A 3,999-nucleotide genomic window follows, 5' to 3' on the forward strand; every position below is an offset into this window, starting at 1 on the left:
AGCTTGTCCAGGGCTACGGTAAAGTTCACCAGATGGTTGCCTGCACCAATAACCTCTGCGATTCCACTCAGAATTTTGCGATTGTTCAATTTAACGACAACCCCGTTCATGCCCAGATCGGTAAATACGGCATCATATAATTGAATAAACTCAACCTCCTGCCACAGGGATTTAGGTCCTACCACATCTGCATCGCACTGATAAAACTCACGGAAGCGGCCTTTTTGGGGTCGGTCGGCACGCCATACCGGTTGGATCTGATAGCGCTTAAAAGGAAAGTCAATATCGTTCTGGTGCATCACCACATAGCGGGCAAAAGGTACTGTCAGGTCATACCGCAGCGCCTTATCTGTTATTTTAGGGGTAAGGGATTTTGAATCCTTGGAGCTGTAGGTAACATCATCAACCTTGCTGATAAAGTCCCCGGAGTTAAGGATCTTAAAAATCAAACGGTCCCCCTCATCCCCATACTTGCCCATCAGGGTGTCATAGTTTTCCATCGCTGGGGTTTCTATGGGAAGAAAGCCAAAGGCAGTAAAATGTTTCTTTACCGTGTCAATGATGTACTGTCGCCGGACTACCTCGGCAGGGGTAAAGTCACGTGTTCCTTTGGGAAGGGATGGTTTCTGTGGCATGCGTTGTGAATCTGTTACAAAGATAAAAGAATAGGGCTACTCCATTTACTTTTGCTCATTCGGTATCCAGGATCTGTTCAAACCAGCGGTACAATTCGCCTTTGGTGATTACTGCCCCTTGCTGGATAAGGTCAAATTTATCGCGATTCCTATCCTGAGAATATACTTTAGAGGCCGTCAGGTACTCTACATAATCAGACTGCCAGTGCTTCTTGAACCAGGCAAAACCGGGTTTGGTCGTCAGATCGATATCCGGGTTATGCACTTTCACGGAGATCAGTTTCATCTCCTTTTCAGTAAGGTAGAACAAGTGCAGGTGCTGGCTGGAAACATTTTCCAAATAGGTCACATTGCTCAGCACGCCTTCCCAGATCAAATCACTGAATACATCCAACTCTTCTTCAGCTACTTCGGGCTTTTCCACCTTAAGCGCCTCCCACTCCTCTGCGGTAATAGACTGGGTAGCCAGGAAATTAATAAACTCCTGCTGAAGTTCCTCCAGTTGTTCCTGTGTTAACCGTGAGTATTTCATCTGATTGGATTAAATAGTTTATTATATAGCCTAATAAAAAAAGAGCCATGCAGGCATGGCTCTTTTTATATATTGGTAAAGAATCTTAATTCTTTTCGCCAACTACCTCAAAGGGGAAATCAACGATAACCTCTCGGTGCAATCTGATTTGCGCCTCGTAGGGTCCTGTTCTTTTAATAGTACCTCCTTTGATGCTGATGAACTTCCGGTCAATTTCATGGCCTGCCTGCTCAAGAGCAGCAGCAAGGTCAATGTTGGTTACTGAACCAAAAAGCTTATCGCCAGCCCCAGCCTTGGCAGGGATCTTGATTTCGAGCTCTTTGAGGGCAGTAGCTGTATTATTAGCACCTTCTACCAGTTCTTTTTCCTTATGTGCTTTTTGTCTCAGGTTTTCAGCCAACACTTTTTTAGCCGATGGCGTCGCCAGAACAGCAAGTCCTTTTGGGATCAGGTAGTTTCGTCCGTAACCACTCTTGACTTTTACCAGGTCATCCTTGAATCCCAGGTTTTGTACGTCTTCTTTTAATATCAGTTCCATGATCCTTTTCTTTTACTTTAACAGGTCTCCTACATAGGGCATCAAAGCCAGGTGACGCGCCCTTTTTACTGCCTGGGCTACTTTGCGCTGATACTTCAGGGAAGTACCTGTAAGCCTCCTGGGGAGCAATTTCCCTTGCTCGTTAACCAGTTTCATGAGGAAATCCGGGTCTTTGTAATCGATATACTTGATACCAGACTTTTTAAACCTGCAGTATTTCTTTTGCTTGCTAGTTTCAATGTTAAGAGGGGTCAGATACCTGATCTCCCCATCTTTTTTACCTTTTGCTTGTTGTTGTAATGTCGCCATCCTACTTACGCTTTAATATTTAACTTCTCTCTGCGCTTTACCGCCCATGCAATTGCATGCTTGTCCAGCTTTACGGTCAGGAAACGCATTACGCGTTCGTCTCTCCTGAATTCCTGCTCAAAAGGCCCTATGGCCTCTCCTGGAGCGGTAAACTCAAACAAATGGTAAAAACCACTCTTTTTGTTCTGAATGGGGTACGCTAGCTTTTTCAGCCCCCAATTTTCCTTGGCCACCATCTTGGCGCCTTGCTTTTTCAAGAAATCCTGAAATTTCTTTACTGTTTCCTCTATCTGCGTATCGGATAGAACGGGATTTAAAATGAAAACAGTTTCGTAATGATTCATAATGAGTTATAGATTTTTAGGAGCGCAAAAGTAATAAAAAATGGGAGCAAGCACAAGAAAACAAAAAAATCTTCGTTTATGCATATAAATCTTGAAATCTGAACTTAACCCAAAACGCAAAAATGTATGGTCATCGCCATTTACACAATATTATAAACATTGTTTACAACTTTTGTTGCTGAAACAGCTGTTTTTTCAGTAATTTGTCGATGATTTAACCCCACAAATCAACCATTTATGAAACTTAGAAGTATCGTTGTCGACGACTCCTCTATGCAACGTATGGCAGTTGCAAAACTTGTAAACAATCATCCCAACTTAACACTTGTAGCCGATTACAGCAATGCTATAGAGGCTAAAAACGGGATAAAGAACAATGAAATTGACCTGATTTTCCTGGATGTTGAGATGCCCATTATCAGTGGCTTTGACCTCTTGGAATCATTAGAAAACCGGCCACAGGTGATCCTGATCACCGGTAAGCCGGATTACGCTTTGAAAGCATTTGACTATGACGTAACAGATTACCTGCACAAACCAATTACTATGGCGCGTTTTGATGCCTCAGTAAAGCGTGCGGTGACCAAGTACGAACAAATGCACCAGGTAAATGAAGATGAAGAGCACATTTTCGTCAAAAGTAACCTGAAAAAGCGCAAAGTAATCCTTAACGATATCAAGTGGATTGAAGCCCTTGGTGACTACATCAAACTGGTTACTGATGAGGCCAATATTGTGATCCTCTCCACCATGAAGGCTTTTGAAAAGCAGCTTCCGGCCGACAAATTCCTGAGGATCCACAAATCCTACATTGTCAACTTGGAGAAAATTGAAAAGTTCAACAGTAAGAATGTAGAAGTAAGCGGGCGTTCCATCCCGTTGAGCAGGAACAAGAAAACGGAACTGGCAGAAGCATTAAGCAACTTCTAGTTAGAAGAAGTCCACATTGAAAATTATACGTACCCCACGGTACGGAGCAATGGCATTAAAGGATTGTTCAATCCTTTTAATGCCTTTTTTTGTTTTGGAAAGCGGGTAATCCCTTGGGATTTTCACCAGGATGTTCTTGAGGTACTGGTTGCGTATCCGGGCAATAGGAGGAAATTCAGGGCCCAGAATGGGAAACTGAAAAGCTGTACGCAATGCCTGCCCAAGCCAGGCGGAGGCCTCATTGACCTTATTAAAGTCCTTGTGCTTCAGGGTAATCCGGATAACCCTGTGCGATGGCGGATACTGAAATTGTTCCCGCTCATATAACTGTTCCCTGTACATTCCCTCGTAGTCTCCTGTGGAAACCTGCTTTAGGATCTGGTGATAGGGATTGTAGGTCTGTACAATAACCTTTCCTCTTTTTTCAGTTCGCCCCGCACGCCCGGCTACCTGGGTCAACAATTGAAAACTGCGTTCATGAGCCCTGAAATCCGGAAAATTGAGCAAGGCATCCGCATTCATGATCCCCACCAGATTGACATGCCGGAAATCCAGCCCTTTGGTCACCATTTGAGTGCCAACAAGGATATCTATCTCCCGGGACTCAAAGGATGAGATAATATTCTGGTAAGCATGCTTGCCCCGTGTCGTATCCAGATCCATTCTTCCTACTACAACCTTCGGAAAAAACTCTTTAAGTTCCTGCTCCAC

7 protein-coding genes are annotated in these 3,999 nt (G+C 43.9%); 1 reads left to right on the forward strand and 6 read right to left on the reverse strand.

Annotated elements, in window-relative coordinates; all coding sequences use genetic code 11:
* The 5 genes from AC4E7D_RS12550 to rpsF form a co-directional block, all read right to left on the reverse strand.
* Nucleotides 1–635, reverse strand: a 635-nt coding sequence (locus tag AC4E7D_RS12550) for an ATP phosphoribosyltransferase regulatory subunit (RefSeq protein WP_490174131.1), incomplete at its 3' end; no start/stop codon positions are given.
* Nucleotides 636–690: 55 nt separating this feature from the next.
* Nucleotides 691–1,167, reverse strand: a complete 477-nt coding sequence (locus AC4E7D_RS12555) for a DUF6495 family protein (protein WP_490174132.1) — start codon at nucleotides 1,165–1,167, stop codon at nucleotides 691–693.
* Nucleotides 1,168–1,252: 85 nt separating this feature from the next.
* The gene (gene rplI / locus AC4E7D_RS12560) at nucleotides 1,253–1,705 is read right to left on the reverse strand and encodes a 50S ribosomal protein L9 (RefSeq protein ID WP_490174133.1); all 453 of its coding nucleotides are present in this window, start codon (nucleotides 1,703–1,705) and stop codon (nucleotides 1,253–1,255) included.
* Between the two features lie 12 nt (nucleotides 1,706–1,717).
* A complete protein-coding gene (gene rpsR / locus AC4E7D_RS12565) occupies nucleotides 1,718–2,014 on the reverse strand; it encodes a 30S ribosomal protein S18 (protein WP_490174134.1) in 297 nt (98 codons plus the stop codon).
* Between the two features lie 5 nt (nucleotides 2,015–2,019).
* Nucleotides 2,020–2,358: a 30S ribosomal protein S6 gene (gene rpsF, locus AC4E7D_RS12570; protein WP_490174135.1), complete on the reverse strand. Its 339-nt coding sequence runs from the start codon at nucleotides 2,356–2,358 to the stop codon at nucleotides 2,020–2,022.
* A 237-nt stretch (nucleotides 2,359–2,595) separates the two neighbouring features.
* On the opposite strand from rpsF, the gene AC4E7D_RS12575 reads away from it, so the two are divergent.
* Nucleotides 2,596–3,288: a LytR/AlgR family response regulator transcription factor gene (locus tag AC4E7D_RS12575; RefSeq protein ID WP_490174136.1), complete on the forward strand. Its 693-nt coding sequence runs from the start codon at nucleotides 2,596–2,598 to the stop codon at nucleotides 3,286–3,288.
* On the opposite strand, the gene AC4E7D_RS12580 is transcribed toward AC4E7D_RS12575, so the two are convergent.
* Nucleotides 3,289–3,999: helicase-related protein (locus tag AC4E7D_RS12580; RefSeq protein WP_490174137.1), on the reverse strand; the 711-nt coding region annotated here is incomplete at its 5' end.

This window comes from Lentiprolixibacter sp. (genome assembly GCF_982873095.1).